The 19,163-nt window shown below is 67.0% G+C and carries 16 protein-coding genes; 11 read left to right on the plus strand and 5 right to left on the minus strand.

Annotated features, from left to right (window positions below; all coding sequences use genetic code 11):
- Positions 1-114: 114 nt before the first annotated feature.
- The 6 genes from EJI00_RS17555 (at position 115) to EJI00_RS17580 (ending at position 5,256) form a co-directional block, all read left to right on the plus strand.
- On the plus strand, positions 115-438 hold the full coding sequence (locus tag EJI00_RS17555; RefSeq protein ID WP_126748779.1) for a DUF2917 domain-containing protein: 324 nt from the start codon (positions 115-117) through the stop codon (positions 436-438).
- A 130-nt stretch (positions 439-568) separates the two neighbouring features.
- Positions 569-1,747, plus strand: a complete 1,179-nt coding sequence (locus tag EJI00_RS17560) for an acetyl-CoA C-acetyltransferase (RefSeq protein ID WP_126748780.1) — start codon at positions 569-571, stop codon at positions 1,745-1,747.
- Entirely contained in the window at positions 1,747-2,553 is an 807-nt protein-coding gene (locus EJI00_RS17565; RefSeq protein WP_126748781.1) for an enoyl-CoA hydratase-related protein, read from the plus strand. Before EJI00_RS17560 ends, EJI00_RS17565 begins: the two co-directional genes overlap by 1 nt.
- Positions 2,554-2,560: 7 nt before the next feature.
- Positions 2,561-3,724 (plus strand): acyl-CoA dehydrogenase family protein, encoded by a 1,164-nt coding sequence (locus EJI00_RS17570; protein WP_126748782.1) that lies wholly within the window; start codon positions 2,561-2,563, stop codon positions 3,722-3,724.
- A gap of 45 nt (positions 3,725-3,769) precedes the next feature.
- A complete protein-coding gene (locus tag EJI00_RS17575) occupies positions 3,770-5,026 on the plus strand; it encodes a 6-phosphofructokinase (RefSeq protein WP_126748783.1) in 1,257 nt (418 codons plus the stop codon).
- Between the two features lie 5 nt (positions 5,027-5,031).
- A complete protein-coding gene (locus EJI00_RS17580; RefSeq protein ID WP_126748784.1) occupies positions 5,032-5,256 on the plus strand; it encodes a cysteine-rich CWC family protein in 225 nt (74 codons plus the stop codon).
- Between the two features lie 13 nt (positions 5,257-5,269).
- Here EJI00_RS17580 and EJI00_RS17585 read toward each other — a convergent pair whose 3' ends face one another.
- Entirely contained in the window at positions 5,270-6,724 is a 1,455-nt protein-coding gene (locus EJI00_RS17585) for a putative zinc-binding metallopeptidase (RefSeq protein WP_126748785.1), read from the minus strand.
- Positions 6,725-6,859: 135 nt separating this feature from the next.
- On the opposite strand from EJI00_RS17585, the gene EJI00_RS17590 reads away from it, so the two are divergent.
- The 5 genes from EJI00_RS17590 (at position 6,860) to EJI00_RS17610 (ending at position 13,434) form a co-directional block, all read left to right on the plus strand.
- A complete protein-coding gene (locus EJI00_RS17590) occupies positions 6,860-8,344 on the plus strand; it encodes an MFS transporter (RefSeq protein ID WP_126748786.1) in 1,485 nt (494 codons plus the stop codon).
- A 31-nt stretch (positions 8,345-8,375) separates the two neighbouring features.
- Positions 8,376-9,011, plus strand: coding sequence for an ABC transporter substrate-binding protein (locus EJI00_RS17595; protein ID WP_260590762.1), 636 nt, complete (start codon positions 8,376-8,378; stop codon positions 9,009-9,011).
- A gap of 50 nt (positions 9,012-9,061) precedes the next feature.
- Positions 9,062-9,829 carry a class II glutamine amidotransferase gene (locus EJI00_RS17600; protein WP_126748787.1) on the plus strand — a complete coding sequence of 256 codons (768 nt, stop codon included), beginning with the start codon at positions 9,062-9,064 and terminating at the stop codon, positions 9,827-9,829.
- A gap of 106 nt (positions 9,830-9,935) precedes the next feature.
- Positions 9,936-12,146, plus strand: a complete 2,211-nt coding sequence (locus EJI00_RS17605; RefSeq protein ID WP_126748788.1) for a TonB-dependent receptor — start codon at positions 9,936-9,938, stop codon at positions 12,144-12,146.
- 1 nt (position 12,147) lies between these two features.
- Entirely contained in the window at positions 12,148-13,434 is a 1,287-nt protein-coding gene (locus EJI00_RS17610) for a PepSY-associated TM helix domain-containing protein (RefSeq protein WP_126748789.1), read from the plus strand.
- An 18-nt stretch (positions 13,435-13,452) separates the two neighbouring features.
- Here EJI00_RS17610 and gshB read toward each other — a convergent pair whose 3' ends face one another.
- From gshB to gshA, 4 genes are all read right to left on the minus strand, one after another.
- Entirely contained in the window at positions 13,453-14,409 is a 957-nt protein-coding gene (gene gshB, locus EJI00_RS17615) for a glutathione synthase (RefSeq protein ID WP_126748790.1), read from the minus strand.
- On the minus strand, positions 14,409-15,677 hold the full coding sequence (locus tag EJI00_RS17620) for a benzoate/H(+) symporter BenE family transporter (RefSeq protein ID WP_126748791.1): 1,269 nt from the start codon (positions 15,675-15,677) through the stop codon (positions 14,409-14,411). Before EJI00_RS17620 ends, gshB begins: the two co-directional genes overlap by 1 nt.
- 55 nt (positions 15,678-15,732) lie before the next feature.
- Positions 15,733-17,604, minus strand: coding sequence for a potassium transporter Kup (locus tag EJI00_RS17625; protein ID WP_126748792.1), 1,872 nt, complete (start codon positions 17,602-17,604; stop codon positions 15,733-15,735).
- Between the two features lie 174 nt (positions 17,605-17,778).
- Complete coding sequence (gshA, locus tag EJI00_RS17630) at positions 17,779-19,086, minus strand: glutamate--cysteine ligase (protein WP_126748793.1); 1,308 nt, start codon at positions 19,084-19,086, stop codon at positions 17,779-17,781.
- Positions 19,087-19,163 lie beyond the last annotated feature (77 nt).

The raw sequence follows: 19,163 nt of genomic DNA on the forward strand, positions 1-19,163 counted from the left end.
GCTCCATGGGTCTTCGCATTCTCTGGATGCATGCAACGAGTTCCAAATCACCGCGTGTAAGAGGAGGATCAACTCACTATATTCATTCGCATCACGAATGCAATGGAGCTTGCCATGAGCACCCAACAGCCCTCTTCCCGCTTTCATGTCAGCCTGCCCGTCCGTTCCATCTTTGCCGTTCCCGATGGCGCCGGGGTGGGCATCGAATGCCGCAGCGGCTCGGTCTGGGTGACGCTCGACCACGATCCGCGCGACATCGTGCTTGTGCCGGGCGAGCGGTTCGAAGGCACCGACCACCGCCGCGTGCTGGTTTCGGCGCTGGAGTCTTCGTGCATCACCATCTCCGACGCACAGCCGGCCGCCATGCCGCTGCTGCCAACGCGGGCGAGCCGCCGGTCGCCTTGGCGACTGCCTTCTCTCGGGTTGTCCCCGGCTTGACCTGAGCGCGCCCGGCATCGAACCTCGATGCCATGGACTTTCCCAGCGCTGAACGCCGCCGTTGTGACGGGCGGCTTTTTTGCGTTGGGCGCCCGACTCACGCTGTTTTCTTTCGAGGAAGGACATGACCATGGCAGAGGCATACATCGTGGCCGCGGCGCGCACGGCCGGCGGCCGGCGCGGCGGCAAGCTCGCGGGCTGGCATCCGGCCGATCTGGCGGCGCAGGTGATCGACGCGCTGGTGGCCAGGAGCGGCATCGACCCGGCGGCGGTGGAAGACGTGATTCTTGGTTGCGTGAGCCAGGTGGGCGAGCAGGCGACCAACGTGGCGCGCAACGCGGTGCTGGCGTCGAAGCTGCCTGAATCGGTGCCGGGCACCTCGGTCGACCGGCAGTGCGGCTCGTCGCAGCAGGCGCTGCATTTTGCGGCGCAGGCCGTGATGTCCGGCAGCATGGATGCGGTGATTGCGGGCGGAGTTGAAAGCATGACGCGCGTGCCGATGTTCACGCCCAACGCGCTGCCCGCCAAGGCAGGCCTCGGCACCTACATGAGTCCGGCAATGAAGCGGCGCTACCCGGGCGTGGAGTTCAGCCAGTTCACCGGCGCCGAGATGATTGCGAAGAACTACGGCATCGAGAAGGAAGAGCTCGACCGCTACGCGCTCGAAAGCCATCGGCGCGCGATTGCCGCCAGCCGCGAAGGCGCCTTCAGCGAAGAGATCGTGCCCGTCGAGATCCTGCTGGCCGACGGCACCCGCAGCGGGGAGAGCCACTTGGTAGACGAAGGCATCCGCTTCGACGCCACGCTGGAGGGCATCGCGGGCGTGAAGCTGATTGCCGAAGGCGGCCGCTGCACCGCCGCCACGGCGAGCCAGATCTGCGATGGCGCGAGCGGCGTGCTGGTGGTGAACGAACGCGGCCTGAAGGCGCTGGGCGTGAAGCCGCTCGCGCGCATCCACCACATGAGCGTGATGGGGCACGACCCGGTGATCATGCTGGAGGCTCCGCTGCCCGCGACGCAGCGCGCACTGAAGAAGGCCGGCATGCGCATCCAGGACATCGACCTGTACGAAGTGAACGAAGCCTTCGCACCCGTGCCCATCGCCTGGCTTCAGGCGCTCGACGCCGACCCCGCTCGGCTCAACGTGAACGGCGGAGCCATTGCGCTCGGCCATCCGCTGGGCGCCTCGGGCACCAAGCTCATGACCACGCTGATCCACGCGCTCGGCCGGCGCGGGAAGCGCTACGGCTTGCAGACGATGTGCGAAGGCGGCGGCATGGCCAACGTCACCATCGTGGAAAGGCTCTGATGACCGCGCAGCAACCCTACGTGCTCTATGAGCTGGCCGACGGCATCGCCACGCTCACGCTGAACCTGCCGGCCAAGCTGAACCCGATTGCGCGCGAACTGCAGATCCAACTGCGCGACACGCTGGAGCGCATTCGCGACGACCGCGAAGTGCGCGCGGTGATCCTGACGGGCGCCGGCAAGGCTTTTTGCGTGGGCGCGGACCTGAGCGCCATGACGCCCGGCGAAGAGGGCAAGTCGCTCGGCGACCAGACGGCCGAATGGATGCAATCGCTCAGCAATCCACTGATCGAAACGCTGCGCACGCTGCCCGTTCCGGTGGTGGCCGCGGTCAACGGCGCCGCGGCGGGCGCGGGTGTCGGCTTGGCGCTGGCGGTCGATGTGACGATTGCCGCGCGCAGCGCCTACTTCTACCTGCCCTTCTTGCCCAAGCTCGGCATCGTGCCCGACCTGGGCTGCACCTGGGCGATTCCGCGGCGCGCCGGCAGGGCGCGCGCCATGGGCATGGCGCTGCTCGACGAACGCCTGAGCGCGGGGCGCGCGGTGCAGTGGGGCCTGATCTGGGCTTGCGCCGACGACGAACAGCTGCTCGAGGAAGCGCGCGCCATTGCGCAGCGGCTCGCCCGCCTGCCGGCGCATGCGGTGCTCGAAGCACGCGAAGCCTTCGAAGCCTCGGAGCGCCACACGCTGGCCGAACAGCTGCACTACGAAAGCGAGCGCCAGCGCGAGCTGATCGACCGCCCCACCTTCCGCGAAGGCGTGAGCGCCTTCCTGCAGAAGCGCCCGCCAACGTTCCCGGGGCGCTGAGGCAGCCATGATCGAACGCACGCTTTTCAGCGCCGACCACGAGGCCTTTCGCGACAGCTTCCGCCGCTTCATGGACAAGGAGATCGCGCCCTTCCACGAGGCGTGGGAAGAACAGGGCTACGTCGACCGCGCCGTGTGGTCCAGGGCCGGCGAAAACGGCTTTCTCTGCATGGCGCTGCCCGAGGAATACGGCGGCGCCGGCGCCGACTTGCTCTATTCGGTGATCCAGTTCGAAGAGCTCTGGGCGCGCGGCTTCACGGGCATCGGCTTCGGGCTGCACAGCGAGATCGTGGCGCCCTACGTCCTGCGCTACGGCACCGAGGCGCAGAAGCAGCACTACCTGCCCAAGCTCGCGAGCGGCGACATGGTCGGCGCCATTGCCATGAGCGAGCCCGGCGCGGGCAGCGACCTGCAGGCAGTCAAGACCAGCGCCATCCGGCAACCTGACGGCAGCTACCTGCTCAACGGCAGCAAGACCTTCATCACCAACGGCTGGCATGCCGACCTGGTGATCGTGGTGGCCAAGACCGACCCGGCCGCGGGCGCGAAGGGCACCAGCCTGTTCCTGGTCGAGCGCGGCATGCCGGGTTTCGAAAAAGGCAAGCGGCTCAAGAAGCTGGGGCTCAAGGCGCAGGACACGTCCGAGCTGTTCTTCAACGACGTGCGGCTGCCGGCCGATGCACTGCTCGGCGATGCCGCGCAGCTGAACCGCGGCTTCGTCTGCCTGATGGAGCAACTGCCGTGGGAGCGGCTGCAGATTGCCATCGGAGCGGTGGCCGCGTCGCAGGCCGCCATTGACCAGACGGTGGCTTATGTGAAGGAGCGCAAGGTGTTCGGCCAGCCTGTAGGCAACTACCAGAACACGCGCTACACCCTTGCCGAGCTGCAGACCGAGGTGCAGGTGGCGCAGGTGTTCGTCGACAAATGCATCGAGCTGCTGATGGCCGAAAAGCTCGATACCGCCACCGCCAGCATGGCCAAGTACTGGACCACCGACCTGCAGTGCAAGGTGATGGACGAGTGCGTGCAGCTGCACGGCGGCTACGGCTTCATGTGGGAGTACCCGATCACCCGGGCGTACGCCGATGCGCGGGTTCAGCGCATCTACGGCGGCACCAACGAGATCATGAAGGAAGTGATCACGCGATCGATGGGGCTTGGCGGGCGCTGAAACCGGGCCACTGGCGCCTGGCTTGAGCCTGCGGGAGAATGGCGCATGCCCATCCTCAACGCCTTCTACGCCCAGTCGGGCGGCGTCACCTCGGTCATCAATGCGTCGGCCTGCGGCGTGATCGAGACGGCACGAAAACACCCGGACCGCATCGGCAAGCTCTACGCCGGGCGCAACGGCATCATCGGCGCGCTGACCGAAGAACTCATCGACACCGGCGCCGAACCGGCCGAGTCGATTGCGGCGCTGCGCACCACGCCTTCGGGCGCTTTCGGTTCGTGCCGCTACAAGCTCAAGTCGCTCGAGAAGAACCGGCGCGAGTACGAGCGGCTCATCGAGGTGTTCAAGGCGCACGGCATCGGCTATTTCTTCTACAACGGCGGCGGCGATTCGGCCGACACCTGCTTCAAGGTGAGCCAGCTGTCGCAGTCGCTCGGCTACCCGCTGCAGGCCATCCATGTGCCGAAGACCATCGACAACGACCTGCCGCTGACCGACTGCTGCCCGGGCTTCGGCTCGGTGGCCAAGTACGTGGCGGTGTCGACGCTCGAAGCCTCGTTCGACGTGCGCTCGATGGCGGCCACCTCCACCAAGGTGTTCGTGCTCGAGGTGATGGGGCGCCATGCGGGCTGGATCGCGGCGGCGGGCGGGCTGGCCGCGGACCACGGCATTCCGGTGGTGGTGCTGTTCCCCGAAATCGAATTCGACAAGGCGCGCTTTCTCGCGCGCGTGGACGAGCTGGTGAAGCAGCACGGCTACTGCTCGGTGGTGGTGTCCGAAGGCTGCCACTACCCCGACTGCACCTTCCTGGCCGAGCAGGGCACGCGCGATGCTTTCGGCCACGCGCAGCTCGGCGGCGCCGCGCCGGTGGTGGCGCAAATGGTCAAGGACGCGCTGGGCCACAAGTTCCACTGGGCAGTGGCCGACTACCTGCAGCGCGCGGCACGGCACATTGCCTCGGCCACCGACGTGCGACAGGCCTACGAACTGGGGCAGCGCGCGGTCGAGCTGGCGCTGGAAGGCCACAACGCGGTGATGCCGACCATCGAGCGCACCTCCGATGCGCCCTACACCTACCGCATCGGCAGTGCACCGCTCGACGCGGTGGCGAATGTCGAAAAGCCGATGCCGCGCGACTTCATTTCGGACGATGGCTACGGCATTACCGACAAGTGCAGGCTCTACCTGCTCCCGTTGATCGAGGGCGAGGACTACCCCGCCTACCGCAACGGCCTGCCGGTGTACGCAACGCTCCGGAATGTGGCGGTGGCGAAGAAGCTGCCGGCCTTCGAGCTCGCTTGACGGCCATGGCTGCCGTACTGGACACGATCGACGCCACGCGCTGCCCGCTGTGCGGAGAGCAGAACCGCTGTGCGATGGAGGTCGCGCGCGAAACCGGCGAGCCGCAATCGCCCTGCTGGTGCATGGCGGCGGATTTTCGCAACGCGCCGCTGGCGGCGGTGCCGCCGGAAATGCGCGGCAAGGCCTGCATCTGCGCGCGTTGCGCTGCGGGTGCGCCTGCCGAGTCCTAGGCCTTGCCGGCTGTTACTGGAACTGCCCTGCGTTCTGCTGCTGGCTTTGCGTTTGCGACTGCGCGGGCCTATCGCTCGGCCCGACATCCGGCGCGGACGCAAGAGGCTGCGACTCCGGCGGCAACTGCACAGTCGGCGCAGCCGCCGTGGACGACGCGCGGTCGCGCTGCTCGGTCACCACGCAGTGGATGAACTGCAGCTTGCCCACGGCCGCGCGCGGCAGCACGAAGGGGTAGTAATCAGGCTGGCCCATGCTGCGCGACAGTTCGTTCAGCACATTGGTGAGCAGCACCCAGCCGTTCAGAAAATCCAGGAACTTGGCGGCGCCGGGATGCTCCGGCCGCCACAGGTCTTCGGGCGTGAACAGGTCGCTCGCAAGTTCGACGTTGGTGGCATCCACGCCGAAGCTCATCGCCGTGTCGGTGGTGTCGGCCATGTGCAGGTAGTGGGCCCAGGTTTCGGCCCAGTCTTCCCACGGATGCATGCTCGCGTAGCTGCTCACGAAGTGAATGGACCAGTCGGGCGGCGGCCCCTGCTCGTAGTGCCGCTGGAGTGCCGCGGTGTAGTCGGCGCGCTCGTCGCCGAAGAGCGCGCGAAACTCGTCGAGCCACGGCGTGGGCTGCACCAGCAGGTCCCAGTAGTAGTGGCCGATCTCGTGGCGAAAGTGCCCGAGCAGCGTTCGGTACGGCTCGCGCATCTCGGCGCGGATGCGTTCGCGCACGGCATCTTCCGCTTCTTCCGCGTTGAGGGTGATCACGCCGTGCTCGTGGCCGGTCATCACATGCGGGCTGCCGGGCATGTTGCTCAGGAAGTCGAAGGCCAGGCCGTGCGCCGGATCAGAGTGGCGGCTCACCACCGGCAGCCCGAGCGCCAGCAGCTGCGAAATGAGCCGGCGCTTCGCATGCTCCAGCTTGCGCCATAGCTCGCCGTTGCTTTCCACCGAAAGGTCTGGAATGGTGCGGTTGACGCTGCACGCCAGGCAGTAGCCGGGCGCCAGGCCGTCGGTGTTGAACGAAGGGTCGTCGCCTTCGCGCGGGGCAGGCACCATCCAGTTGCAGCTGGCGGCGGTCATGAGGTTGGCGCAGCGGCGGTATCTCTTGCCGTCCGGATTGCCGAACACGGTGAAGGTGTCGGGCGCGGGGCGCTCGCCCTCCGCTTCGTCCTGGCTTCCTTCTTCGGCGGCGACGGGCGCGAGCGGCACCACGCCGAGCCGGTCGATCACGTATCCGAGCGGCGTGCCGCAGGCCAGGCACTGGCTGTTGCGCAGGAACACCGGCCGGCCGCACTGGCAGCGATAGGCGCGGCTGACGGTGGGCGCGGCCAGTTCGGCCGCGAGGTTGGGCGGCGCGTGCGCGGCCTGCGGGTCGGCTGCGGCCTGGTCGCCGCTTTGAACAGCGGCTTGATCGCCGGTTGGACCGCCGGTTTGGTCGCCAGATTGCTCGACAGGTTGATCGGATTGGGGAGCCATGTCGTTTTTGTTTTCTCGAAAGCAGTGCGGGACAGCACGTGCATTGTGCGGCCGTTGCATCGGCGTCCATTCGCGCAAAGACCGATATGCTTGTAGGACGACGGACCCGCACCCAATCCGGGCCGCCGCCCCACGATGCCCACTCCCCCGCCCGAAGCCGCACCGCCGGCCCCGCCGACCCTCGGCACCATGCGCGAACGCTACGGCCCGCGCTACCGCTGGTACCTGCTGGTCTCGGTCATGGTCGGCGTGATGGCGTCGATCATGTCGTCGACCATCGTCAACGTGGCGATCCCGGGCATGAGCCACCACTTCTCGCTCGGCCAGGAGCGGGCGCAATGGGTGAGTTCGGGCTTCATGGTGGCCATGACCGTCTCGATGCTGACCACGCCGTGGCTGCTGTCGCGCTATGGCTACAGGCGCACCTACGTCGGCACCATGGTGCTGCTGCTCGCGGGCGGCGTGGCGGGCGGGCTGGCCAACAACTTCACGCTGGTGCTGCTGGCGCGCGTGGCCGAAGGGCTTGCGGCCGGCGTGGTGCAGCCCATTCCGGCCATCATCATCCTGCGCGCCTTCGAGCCGCACGAGCAGGGGCGCGCCAGCGGCATCTTCGGCATGGGCGTGGTGCTGGCACCGGCCATCGGGCCGAGCATCGGCGGGGTGCTGGTCGACCTGTTCGGCTGGCGCTCGATCTTCTTCATGGTGGTGCCGTTCTGCCTGGCCTCGCTCTGGCTGGCGTACAAGTTCGTGCCCACCACGGCGCCGGGCGGCGTGGCGGCCACGCGCGGCAGCGGGCTCGACTGGCGGGGCCTGGCGCTGGGCACGGCGGGCACGCTCTGCCTGCTGAACGGGCTGGTCGAGTTGCGCGGCGACTCGCCCGTCGAAGCCGCCCTGCTGCTGGCCGGCGCGCTGGCGGCCTTTGCTGGCTTCATCTGGTGGCAGCGCCGGTTCGCGGCCTCGGGCGGCACGCCGCTGATGAACCTGGGCCTCTTCCAGTACCGCCAGTTCGCCATGGGCAGCGTGGTCGCGTTCATCTACGGCACGGCGCTGTTCGGCTCGACCTACCTGCTGCCGGTGTACATGCAGGTGGGGCTGCAGCTGTCCGCATCGCACGTCGGCACCATCCTGCTGCCCGCGGGCATCGTGCTGGCGGTGGCCATTGCCGGCGTGGGCCGGCTGGCCGACCGGCAGCCGACGTGGCTGCTGGTGAGCATCGGGCTGGCGCTGCTGGCGGCCTCTTTCGCGCTGATGGTGGTGCTGAGACTCGACAGCGCCCTGTGGCTCCTGGTGGCGTTTGCCATCATCGGGCGAATCGGGCTCGGCTTCATCCTGCCTTCGCTCAACCTGGGTTCGATGCGGCCCCTGGCCAAGCCGCTGATTCCGCAAGGTGCCAGCGCCATCAACTTCCTGCGCATGCTGGGCGGCGCGGCCGGCGTGAGCCTGTGCGCCATCGTGCTCGAGTGGCGTCTGGCGGTGCATGGCGATTCGCTGGCCAACCCGACGAGCAGCGCGGCGCGGCTGGCGGCCTTCGACGAGGTGTTTCTGATGCTGGCGGCGCTGTGCGCCATCGCCATTTGTGCCGCTTGGCAGTTGCGTCAACCGGCGCAACAGGAAGGGTAATCACTCAGTAGACATTCATCCTCGCTTCCAATTGTTAAGTACCGTCGAATCGGGCGTGACCGACACCGAGATCCTGCTCGGCAGCTCGGCCGTGCTGAGCGGCCCGCTCGGTTCGCAGATCAAGGTCGTGCTCAACGGCGCCGCGCTGGCCTTCGATGCCGCCAATGAACAAGGCGGCGTGGGCGGACGCAAGATCGAGCTGGCGGCGCTCGACGACGAGCTGAAGCCCGAGAAGGCACTCGAAAACTACGGCAAGCTGCTGAACGACCACCGCGTGTTCGCCTTCTTCGGCTGCGTGGGACCGGGCACCACGTCCACCCCGGCCAAGCTGCTGCAGCAAAGCGGTGCACCGAGCGTGGGCGGCTACGGCACGCCCTACCCCTGGGGCGAGGTGGAAGCCGTCACGCGCGACTACCGCCGCCTGGCCGAGCGCGCCCAGGTGCCGGTGGGCTACGGCAGCTTCGAGGGCTACCTGAACGGGCTGGTGATGATCAAGGCAATCAAGCGCACCGGCCGCGACCTGATGCGCGCCCGCCTGCATGCCACGCTGCGCGCGCTCAAGCTGCGCCTGGCCGGCATGGACATCGACTTTTCGACCGGTGCGACGACCTGCTCGCGCTTCATCGAAATGGTGCGCGCCACGCCCGAAGGCCGCTTCGTTCGCTGAGCGCTGGGCGGGTTCGCCCGCGGCGGCTGCGCCCGCGCTTTAATAGCGCCATGTGCCAACTGCTCGGAATGAACTGCAACACGCCCACGGACGTGACCTTCAGCTTTACGGGCTTTGCCCAGCGCGGCGGCCGCACCGACCACCACGCCGACGGCTGGGGCATCGCCTTCTTCGAGGACCGGGGGCTGCGGCACTTCGTCGATCACATGCCCGCGAGCGAATCGCCGGTGGCCGAGCTGATCCGGCGCTACCCCATTCAAAGCCGCAACGTCATTGCGCACATCCGCAAGGCCACGCAGGGCGCTATCAACCTGCAGAACTGCCACCCTTTCGTGCGCGAACTGTGGGGCCGCTACTGGGTGTTTGCCCACAACGGCGACCTGAAGGACTTTCGCCCGCGCCTGCACGGCAACTTTCACCCGGTGGGCAACACCGACAGCGAGCACGCCTTCTGCTGGCTCATGCAGGAGCTGGCCAAGTCGCATGCGGGCGTGCCGAGCATCGAGGAGCTCACGCTCACGCTGCGCGAACTGGCGCCGCAGCTTGCGCGCCACGGCACCTTCAATTTCATGCTCTCGAACGGCCAGGCACTCTGGGCCCATGCCTCCACCAACCTCTGGTATGTGGAACGCCGCCACCCGTTCGTGACAGCGCAGCTCGCGGACGAAGACCTCGAGATCGACTTTGCGCGGCACACCACGCCCAACGACCGCGTGGCGGTGGTGGTGACCGCGCCGCTCACCAGCAACGAAAGCTGGACGCCCTTCGTGCCGGGCGAGCTGCACGTGTTCGTGGACGGGCAGCGCTTGGGGCACTGAGGCGTTTCTACTGACACTTTTTCGCAACATTGAGAGAAAGTATCGGCAAACCGGTTCGGCGGGGCAACAATAATGGTTCTCATTTGCATCCCATTCGAACCTTTCAATGTCCTCTTCATCTCCCTTCCTGCGCGCCAGCCTGCGCCCGACCGTTGCCGCCACGCTGCTCGCACTTCACGCCTTGGCCGCTACGGCCCAGACTGCCGCGCCGGCTGAAGCCGCCGGCACCCTCGGCACTGTTACCGTCGAAGCCAGCGCCGACGCCTCGGCCGAAGGCCTGACCAGGCCTTACGCCGGCGGCCAGGTGGCGCGCGGCGGGCGCGTCGGCATCCTGGGCACCCAGGACATGATGAGCACGCCGTTCTCGAGCACCAACTACACCAACGAGCTCATTCAGGACCAGCAGGCCAAGAGCGTTGCCGACGTGCTGCTCAACGACCCGTCGGTGCGCCAGGCGCGCGGCTTCGGCAACTTCCAGGAGCTCTACGTGGTGCGCGGCTTCCCCGTGTACTCGGACGACGTGGCTTACAACGGCCTGTACGGCATGCTGCCGCGCCAGTACATCGCCTCTGAATTCTTCGAGCGCGTGGAAGTGTTCCGCGGCGCCAACACCTTCCTGAACGGCGCGGCGCCCGGCGGCAGCGGCATTGGCGGTGCGATCAACCTGCTGCCCAAGCGCGCGTCCAACGAGCCGATCACCCGCGTCGGCTTTGGCGTGCTGACCGGCGGCCAGGGCTACGTGAACCTCGACCTGGCGCGCCGCTTCGGCCCCGACGACAGCCTGGGCATTCGCGTGAATGCCGTGCGCCGGGAAGGCGGAACCGGCGTCCACAAAGAGAGCCAGCAGCTCAGCGCCTTTGCCGTCGGCCTGGACTGGCGCAACCGCAACGTGCGCCTTTCAGCCGACTTCGGCTACCAGGACTACGACCTGAAGGACGGCCGCCCGAGCCTCACGCCATCGTCGGCGCTGCCGATTCTGCGTGCGCCCGACGCCAGCACCAACTTTGCGCAGCCCTGGACCTACTCGAAGGAAAAGGACAAGTTCGCCACCTTCCGCGGTGAAGTCGACATCACCGACAACATCACCGCCTGGGCCGCGGGCGGCGTGCGCCGCAGCGCCGAAGACAACGTGCTGGCGAACCCGACGCTCGCCGACGCGTTCGGCAACACCAGCGGCACGCGTTTCAGCAACACGCGCAAGGACCGCATCGGCACCGCCGAGATCGGCGTGCGCGGCAATTTCGTGACCGGACCGGTGAAGCACACCGTGGTGGCTTCGGCCGCCACATACAGCAACGACCGCGACAACGCCTACACGATCTCGCGCGACCGAATCCGCAACAACATCTACGCGCCGTACGCGTCGCCGTTCCCGGTGGCCAACGGCTTCACCGGCAACACGCTGGAAGACCCGCGCCTGACCGACAAGATCGAGACCTCGAGCGTTGCGGTGGCCGACACCATGGCCTTCATGGACGACCGCCTGCTGGTCACGCTCGGCGTGCGTCGGCAGACCATCAAGCAAACCAGCTTCGCCTACGACACGATCAAGGAAACGAGCGCCTACGACAAGAGCAAGACCACGCCGGTGGCCGGCATCGTGTTCAAGGTCACGCCGACCACCTCGGTCTACGCGAACTACATCGAAGGCCTCGTCAAGGGCAACGTGGCGCCCGGCACGGTCAACAGCCGTCCGGTCACCAACGCCGGCGAGGTGTTTGCGCCGTACCAGGCCAAGCAGAAGGAAGTCGGCGTCAAGTACGACGGAGGCACCATCGGTGCGAGCGCTGCCTTCTTCACCACCGACCAGCCGACCTACCAGTACGAGGGCCAGACCTACGGCCTCTACGGCAAGCAGCGCAACCAGGGCCTCGAGTTCTCGGTGTTCGGCCAGCCTGCCAAGGGCCTGCGCCTGCTGGGCGGCCTGACGCTGATCGACGCCAAGCAGAAGGACACGCAAGGCGGCGCCACCGATGGCCGCACGGCCATCGGCGTGGCCAAGCAGCAGGCCAACCTGGGCGCGGAGTGGGACGTGCCGGGCGTGCGCAACCTGTCGCTGAATGCGCGCCTGCTGTACACCTCCAAGCAGTACGCCAATGCCGCCAACACGCAGCAGATTCCGGGCTGGACGCGCTTCGACATCGGCGCGCGCTACCTGGTCGACCTGGGCAACGGCCGCGCGCTCACGCTGCGCGCACGCATCGACAACTTGTTCAACAAGTCTTACTGGGCGTCGGTGGGCGGCACGCAAGGCTCCAACTACCTGGTCCTGGGCGCACCGCGCACCTTCGCGGTGAGCGGCACCATCGACTTCTGAGATGCGCGCCTTCGCGACGACAGTGCACCGTTGGGCGGGCCTCGCGGTTGCACTGTTCCTCATTGTCTCGGGCCTGACCGGCGCCGTGATTTCGTGGGACCACGAGATCGACGGCTGGCTCAACAGCGAGCTCTACGACACCGAATCGCGGGGGCCGTTCCGCGATCCCTTCGAGCTCGCGGCCGCCGTGGAGGCGCACGACCCGCGCGCGCGGGTCGCGTACATGCCGCTCGGCTTCGAGGAAGGCCATGCGGCCGGCTACTTCGTGCAGCCGCGCACCGACCCCGCCACCGGCAAGCCCTACCAGCTCGGCTACAACCGCGTGTACGTCGATCCGGTCACGGCCGAGATCCGCGGCCGCCGCGACTCGGCCGCGATCTCGCTCAAGCCCGAGACGCTGATGCCCTTCCTGCGCAAGCTGCACTACATGCTGCACGTGCCGGCCGTGTGGGGCACCGACCGGCTGGGCTACTGGATCATGGGCGGCGTGGCCCTGGTGTGGCTGCTCGACAGCTTCTTTGCGCTGTACCTCACGACACCGCGGCGCCAGCGGCGGACCGCGCATCCCGAGCACCGCGCCGCGCGCGAATGGTGGCGGCGCTGGAAGCCGGCCTGGGCCGTGCGCTGGGCGGCCGGCGGCTACAAGCTCAACTTCGACCTGCACCGTGCGGGCGGCCTGTGGTTGTGGTCGCTGATCATCGTCGTCGCCTTCACCTCGTTCTCGCTGAATCTCTACAAGGAGATCTTCCACCCGATGCTGTCGCTGGTGTCGAAGACCACGCCCGGGCCGTCGTCGCTGGTGCCGCTCGCGCCGCTGGGCACGCGCATCGAACCCGCCATCGGCTTCCGCCAGATCGTTGCCGACGCCGAAGCCGAGGCACGCCGGCGCGGCTGGACCACGCCGCTGGGCGGTGTGTTCTACAACCAGCGCGCGGGCTTCTACAACGTTTCTTTCTTCGACCACGCCACGCACGACAGCAGCAACGGCATGGACCTGTCGAACCTCTACCTGGACGGCCGCAGCGGCCGCGTCATCACCAGCAACCGGCCATGGCACGGCACCGCGGCCGACGTATTCGCGCAGCTGCAATCGCCGCTGCACGGCGGGCGCATCCTGGGACTGCCGGGACGCATCCTGATGTCGCTCATGGGGCTGGTGGTGGCGGGCCTGTCCGTCACGGGCATCGTGATCTGGTGGCGCAAGCGGCGCGCACGGCTGCTGCAGACTCGGCGGCAGCGCGAAGTGGCGGCACAGCCGCACCACCTCGGCACCCCGGCGCCGCGCTGAAAGAACGACCGGAGAAACTCAGCGTGCCGCGGCCAGATGCGCCTCGAGCGCATCGATGAACATCTTCGGCACGTCGAACCCGGTCTGCTCGGTGATCTCCTGAAAGCAGGTCGGGCTCGTCACGTTGATCTCGGTGACCGAGTCGCCGATCACGTCGAGCCCGATCAAGAGCAGCCCGCGCGGCGCGAGCACGCGGCCAATGGCCTCGGCGATTTCGCGGTTGCGCGCCGTGAGCGGCTGCGCCACGCCCTTGCCGCCGGCTGCCAGGTTGCCGCGCACCTCGGTGCCTTGCGGAATGCGCGCCAGCACGAAAGGCGCCGGCTCGCCCGCGATGATCAGGATGCGCTTGTCGCCCTGGACGACCTCGGGCACGAAGCGCTGCACCATGATGGTTTCGGCGCCGGCCTTGTTGAGCGTCTCGACGATGGAGCCGAGGTTCAGCGCGTCCTGCTTCACGCGGAAGATGCCCATGCCGCCCATGCCGTCGAGCGGCTTCAGGATGATGTCGCCATGCTCGGCATGAAAGTCGCGCACGGCCTGCGCGCTGCGCGTGACCAGCGTGGGCGTGACGAACTGCGGAAACTCCATGATCGCGAGCTTCTCGGGATGGTCGCGCAACGCGCTCGGCTTGTTCACCACGCGCGCGCCTTCGCGCTCGGCCTGCTCGAGCAGGTGCGTGGCGTAGATGTATTCGGCGTCGAAGGGCGGGTCCTTGCGCATCAGCACGGCATCGAAGTCCTTCAGCGCCTTGGCCTCGCTGATATCGACGCGGTACCAGTCCCTTGCGTCTCCGGTGAGCGTGATCTGCTGCACCGTGGCGGTGACCTGTCCGCCCGACTTCCACTGGATGTCCTGCGGCAGGCAGGCCGCGATGCGATAGCCGCGGCGCTGGGCCTCGCGCATCATCGAGAAGGTGGTGTCCTTGTAGATCTTGAAATGGTCGAGCGGGTCGGCGACGAAGAGGATGTTTTTCATCAGGGAGTCTTTCCGGCGCCGGGTGTGGCCGCCATGTTGCTGCTGTCTGGCGCGATGTTGCCGGAAGCTTCGATGTCCTTGCCGGCGGAGGCCTTTGTCTTCGTGCGCCCGGCCTGCTGCACCGCCAGCGCCAGCGCACCGGCCACCACGCCCCAGAACGCCGAGCCGATGCCAAGGATGGCCACGCCCGAGAGCGTGACCAAGAAGGTGATGATCGCGGCCTCGCGGTGCGGCTCGTCGCGCACCGCGCCAGCCAGCCCGCTGCCGATGGTGCCCAGCAGTGCCAGGCCGGCAATGGCGGCGACCAGCTCTTTCGGAAACGCCGTGAGCAGCCCGGTGACCGCCGCGCCAAAGAACGCGATCACCACGTAGATGGCGCCGCAGCTCGCGGCCGCCGTGTAGCGCCGCGCCGGGTCTTCATGCGCCTCGCGGCCCATGCAGATGGCGGCGCTGATGGCGCCCAGGTTCAATGCAAACGCGCCGAAGGGCGCCAGCACGAGTGTTGCAACGCCGGTGATGGTGATGAGCTTGCTCACCGGCAGATCGCCGTAGCCCGCCGCACGTATCGTTGCCACGCCCGGCAGGTTCTGCGAAGCCATGGTGACGATGAAAAGCGGCAGAGCCAGGCTGACGATGGCCTGCCAGCTGAACACCGGCATGGTGAACACCGGCCATGTGAGCGAGAAGTGCACCGTCGACCAGCTCAGCTCGCCGCGCGCGGCCACGAAGGCAATGGCGGCCAGCAGCGTGAGCGGCACCGCATAGCGCGGCAGCAGGCGCTTGGCGACCAGGTAGGTGCCGAGCATCAGCAGCACCAGCGGCAGCGCGGTCTTGGCGGCAATGAACGCATCGAGCCCGAAGCGCGCGAGCACGCCGGCAAGCAGCGCCGAGGCAATCGCCATCGGAATCTTGTTCATGACCCGCTCGAACCAACCCGTGGCGCCCGCCAGCACGATCAGCGCGGCGCAGGCAATGAAGGCGCCGACCGCCTCGCCCATGCCGTAGCTGCCCGCAGCCACGGCAAGCACGGCCGCGCCCGGCGTGCTCCAGGCAATCATCACCGGCTTGCGCCACCACAGCGACAGCACGACCGAGGGCAGGCCCATGCCGATGCCCAGCGCCCACATCCACGAGGCCGCGATCTCGGGCGTGGCACCGAAAGCCTGCGCGGCCTGGAACACGATGGCCACCGAGCTCGTGAAACCCACGAGCACGGCGACGAAGCCCGCGGTGAAGGCGGAAAGGCTCAGATCCTTGAAGAAACGCATCGGGCAATTGTGCCGGGACGAGGCCGCTCGAGCCCGGCGCCGCGCACCCCGTTCGTCAAATCTCGATCTTCGACCCGAGCTCCACCACCGCGTTGTTCGGCAGCCCCAGAAATGCGGCCGCGCCGCTCGCGTTGTGGTGCATCTGCGCGAACAGCTTCTCGCGCCACGGCGCCATGCCGCTGCCGAGCGTGGGAATGACGACGTCGCGCGAGAGGAAGTAGCTCGTGGCCATGGGCTCGAGCTGGCAGCCGCGCAGGCGCGCATGGTCCAGAGCGCGCGGCAGGTCGACGTCGTTCTTGAAGCCGTAGTGCACGATGATCTGCCAGCAATGGTGGCCGAGCGCCTCGATCTCGATGCGCTTGTCCATCGGTATCCAGGGCACCTCGTGGTTGCGCACGGTGACGAACATGTTCTGCTCGTGCAGCACCTTGTTGTGCTTCAGGTTGTGCAGCAGCGCATTGGGCACGACGCCGGGCTCGGCGGTAAGAAACACCGCCGTGCCTTCCACGCGCGCGGGCGGGCTTTCGAACACCGAGTCGAGAAAGGCCTTGAGTTCGATCGCATCGGCGCGCTGCACCTCGCCCATGAGGCGGCGGCCTTCCTTCCAGGTGATCATCAAGGTGAACACGAAGCCGCCGATCACCAGCGGGAACCAGCCGCCTTCGAACAGCTTGAGCAGGTTGGACGCGAAGAACAGGAAGTCGACCACGAAGAAGACCGCCGTGGACGCGATGCACAGCGCCAGCGGCAGCTTCCATGCATAGCGGATCACGAAGAAGGTCAGCACCGTGGTGATGAGCATGTCGGTGGTGACCGCAATGCCGTAGGCGGCGGCCAGGCTGCTCGACGAGCGGAACATGACAACCGCCAGCACGATGGCCACGAACAGGCCCCAGTTGACCAGCGGAATGTAGATCTGCCCCGCCGTGCGCACGCTCGTGTGCTCGATGTTCAGGCGCGGCAGGTAGCCCAGCTGGATGACCTGGCGCGTGACGCTGAAGGCGCCGGTAATGAGCGCCTGCGACGCGATGACGGTGGCCGCCGTGGCCAGCAGCACCAGCGGAATGAGCGCCCATTCAGGCGCCATCATGAAGAAAGGGTTCTTCACCGCTTCGGGGTTCTCGAGCAGCAATGCGCCCTGCCCGAAGTAGTTGAGCGTGAGCGCCGGCATCACGACCGTGAACCACGCCACGCGGATCGGCCGCTTGCCGAAGTGGCCCAGGTCGGCATAGAGCGCCTCGGCGCCGGTCACGCACAGCACGGTGGCGCCCAGCAGAATGAAACTGGTGCCCGGGTTGTCCCACATGAACTTCAGCGCGAACCAGGGGTTCAGCGACTTGAGAATTTCGGGGTGGTGAATGATCTGCGACACGCCGAGCACCGCAATGGCCAGGAACCACGCCAGCGTGATCGGGCCGAAGAACTTGCCGATGCCCGCGGTGCCGCGCTTTTGCACCACGAAGAGGCAGAACAGCACCACCAGCGTGATCGGCAGCACATAGTGCTTGAAGTGGGGCGACACCACTTCGAGGCCCTCCACCGCGGAAAGCACCGAGATGGCGGGCGTGATGACGCCGTCGCCATAGAAGAGCGAGGTGCCGAAGATGCCCACCAGCAGCAGCACGTTGCGCAGCCTGGGCTTGTCGGCCACCGCGCGCGAGGCCAGCGCCAGCATGGCAACCAGGCCGCCCTCGCCTTCGTTGTCGGCCCGCAGCACCAGCACCACGTACTTGATCGACACGATGACGGTGAGCGTCCAGAAGAACATCGACAGGATGCCGTAGACGTTCTCGACAGTGAAAGGAAGGTGGCCGTGGCCGAACACTTCCTTGACTGCATACAGCACGCTGGTGCCGATGTCGCCATAGACGACACCGATGGTGCCGATGATCAAGGCGGCGGCGGAAGAGGATTTGGGAGGTGACACGAAGTCGATGGGAAAAAGAGCGAATTGCAAGCGCGTAACCAGGCGTTACGCGCACCGGAGTGCTGCCGCGATGGAATTTCCAGCCGCTGCGCGCACCCTCCGCCCTTTTCTTTCCTTTGCTGTGGGGCCGCTATTTTGCCGCCGACCGCACCCGCCGCAACCCGCTCGGCAAAATCATTCGTAGATTTCGGCGTCCGGATCGGTGGCTTCCATCTCGTAGCTGGCCGCCACCATGGCCAGGCGGCCCACCACGCCATACATGTAGAAGCGGTTCGGCGCGCTTGCGCCGGGCTTGGCGCCGGGCTGCGGCAGATGCGCGCTTTCGGAGAACGCCAGCGGCACGAAGCTCGCGCCCGGCGACTTGAGGTTCTCGTCCGGGGCGCGCTCGGCGTGCACGCGGTAGAAGCCGCCCACCACATAGCGGTCCATCATGTAGACCACCGGTTCGGCCACGCCGTTGTGCACCCGCTCGTTGGTCAGCACGCCTTCCTGCACGATCACCTCGCCAGGCCCGCGCAGCGCCCTGGCCGCGGCGGCCTTGGTGCTTGCTGCGGCGCGGGGCTTTCCGACCAGGCCTTCGACCTCTTTGGCGTCGTGCACCGTGATCACGCCCGGGCCGTCGCTGCCGGTATGGCCCTTGACGATCACGAAGGGCTTCTCGTTGATGCCATATTCCTTGTACTTGCGGCGCACCTTGGTCAGCACAGCGTCCACATGGCTGGTCAGCACGTCGATGCCGCGGCCTTCGGCAAAGTCGACGCCTTCGGCGCGCGCATAGATGGGGTTGATGAGCCACGGGTCGATGCCCAGCAGCTTGCCGAAGCGCTTGGAAAGCTCTTCGTAGCTGTGCAGGTGGTTGCTCTTGCGCCGCACCGACCAGCCGGCGTGCAGCGGCGGCAGCAGGTACTGCTCGTGCAGGTCTTCCAGGATGCCCGGCGTGCCGGCCGAAAGCTCGTTGTTGAGCAAGATGGTGCAGGGGTCGAAATTCTTGAGCCCCAGGCGCCGCTTGCTGCGCACCACAGGCTCCAGGCACACGGTTTCGCCGTTGGGCAGTTCGATCTTCTTGGGCGACTTGATCGCCGGATCAATCGACCCCACGCGCACGTTGAGGCCCGCCATGTGGAAGATGCGCACCAGTTGCGCAATGTTGGCCAGGTAGAAGGTGTTCTTCGAGTGGTTCTCGGGAATGACGAGCAGGTTGCGCGCCTCCGGACAGATCTTCTCGATGGCGGCCTGCGCGGCCTGCACCGCCAGCGGCAGCATCTCCTTGGTGAGATTGTTCCAGCCGCCCGGGAAAAGATTGGTGTCGACCGGCGCAAGCTTGAAGCCGGCGTTGCGGATGTCGACGGCGCTGTAGAACGGCGGCGTGTGCTCCATCCATTCGAGCCGGAACCAGCGCTCGATGGCGGGCGTCGAGTCGAGCACCCGCTGCTCCAGTTCGTTGATCGGGCCGGTCAGGGCGGTGACGAGATGCGGAACCATGCGGCGGCCTTGTTGGTTTTGTACTTGAAGGTAGAGCGGAATTGTAGGATTTGGGGGTGGCCGCCCCAATGACAAGA

This window comes from Variovorax sp. DXTD-1 (assembly GCF_003984625.1).
Classification (GTDB): domain Bacteria; phylum Pseudomonadota; class Gammaproteobacteria; order Burkholderiales; family Burkholderiaceae_C; genus Variovorax.

Excerpts from the sequence above, each read along its gene's own strand:
- EJI00_RS17555 (WP_126748779.1), top strand. The coding sequence starts at position 115 with ATGAGCACCCAACAGCCCTCTTCCCGCTTTCATGTCAGCCTGCCCGTC.
- EJI00_RS17560 (WP_126748780.1), top strand. The coding sequence starts at position 569 with ATGGCAGAGGCATACATCGTGGCCGCGGCGCGCACGGCCGGCGGCCGG.
- EJI00_RS17565 (WP_126748781.1), top strand. The coding sequence starts at position 1,747 with ATGACCGCGCAGCAACCCTACGTGCTCTATGAGCTGGCCGACGGCATC.
- EJI00_RS17570 (WP_126748782.1), top strand. The coding sequence starts at position 2,561 with ATGATCGAACGCACGCTTTTCAGCGCCGACCACGAGGCCTTTCGCGAC.
- EJI00_RS17575 (WP_126748783.1), top strand. The coding sequence starts at position 3,770 with ATGCCCATCCTCAACGCCTTCTACGCCCAGTCGGGCGGCGTCACCTCG.
- EJI00_RS17580 (WP_126748784.1), top strand. The coding sequence starts at position 5,032 with ATGGCTGCCGTACTGGACACGATCGACGCCACGCGCTGCCCGCTGTGC.
- EJI00_RS17585 (WP_126748785.1), bottom strand. The coding sequence starts at position 6,724 with ATGGCTCCCCAATCCGATCAACCTGTCGAGCAATCTGGCGACCAAACC.
- EJI00_RS17590 (WP_126748786.1), top strand. The coding sequence starts at position 6,860 with ATGCCCACTCCCCCGCCCGAAGCCGCACCGCCGGCCCCGCCGACCCTC.
- EJI00_RS17600 (WP_126748787.1), top strand. The coding sequence starts at position 9,062 with ATGTGCCAACTGCTCGGAATGAACTGCAACACGCCCACGGACGTGACC.
- EJI00_RS17605 (WP_126748788.1), top strand. The coding sequence starts at position 9,936 with ATGTCCTCTTCATCTCCCTTCCTGCGCGCCAGCCTGCGCCCGACCGTT.
- EJI00_RS17610 (WP_126748789.1), top strand. The coding sequence starts at position 12,148 with ATGCGCGCCTTCGCGACGACAGTGCACCGTTGGGCGGGCCTCGCGGTT.
- gshB (WP_126748790.1), bottom strand. The coding sequence starts at position 14,409 with ATGAAAAACATCCTCTTCGTCGCCGACCCGCTCGACCATTTCAAGATC.
- EJI00_RS17620 (WP_126748791.1), bottom strand. The coding sequence starts at position 15,677 with ATGCGTTTCTTCAAGGATCTGAGCCTTTCCGCCTTCACCGCGGGCTTC.
- gshA (WP_126748793.1), bottom strand. The coding sequence starts at position 19,086 with ATGGTTCCGCATCTCGTCACCGCCCTGACCGGCCCGATCAACGAACTG.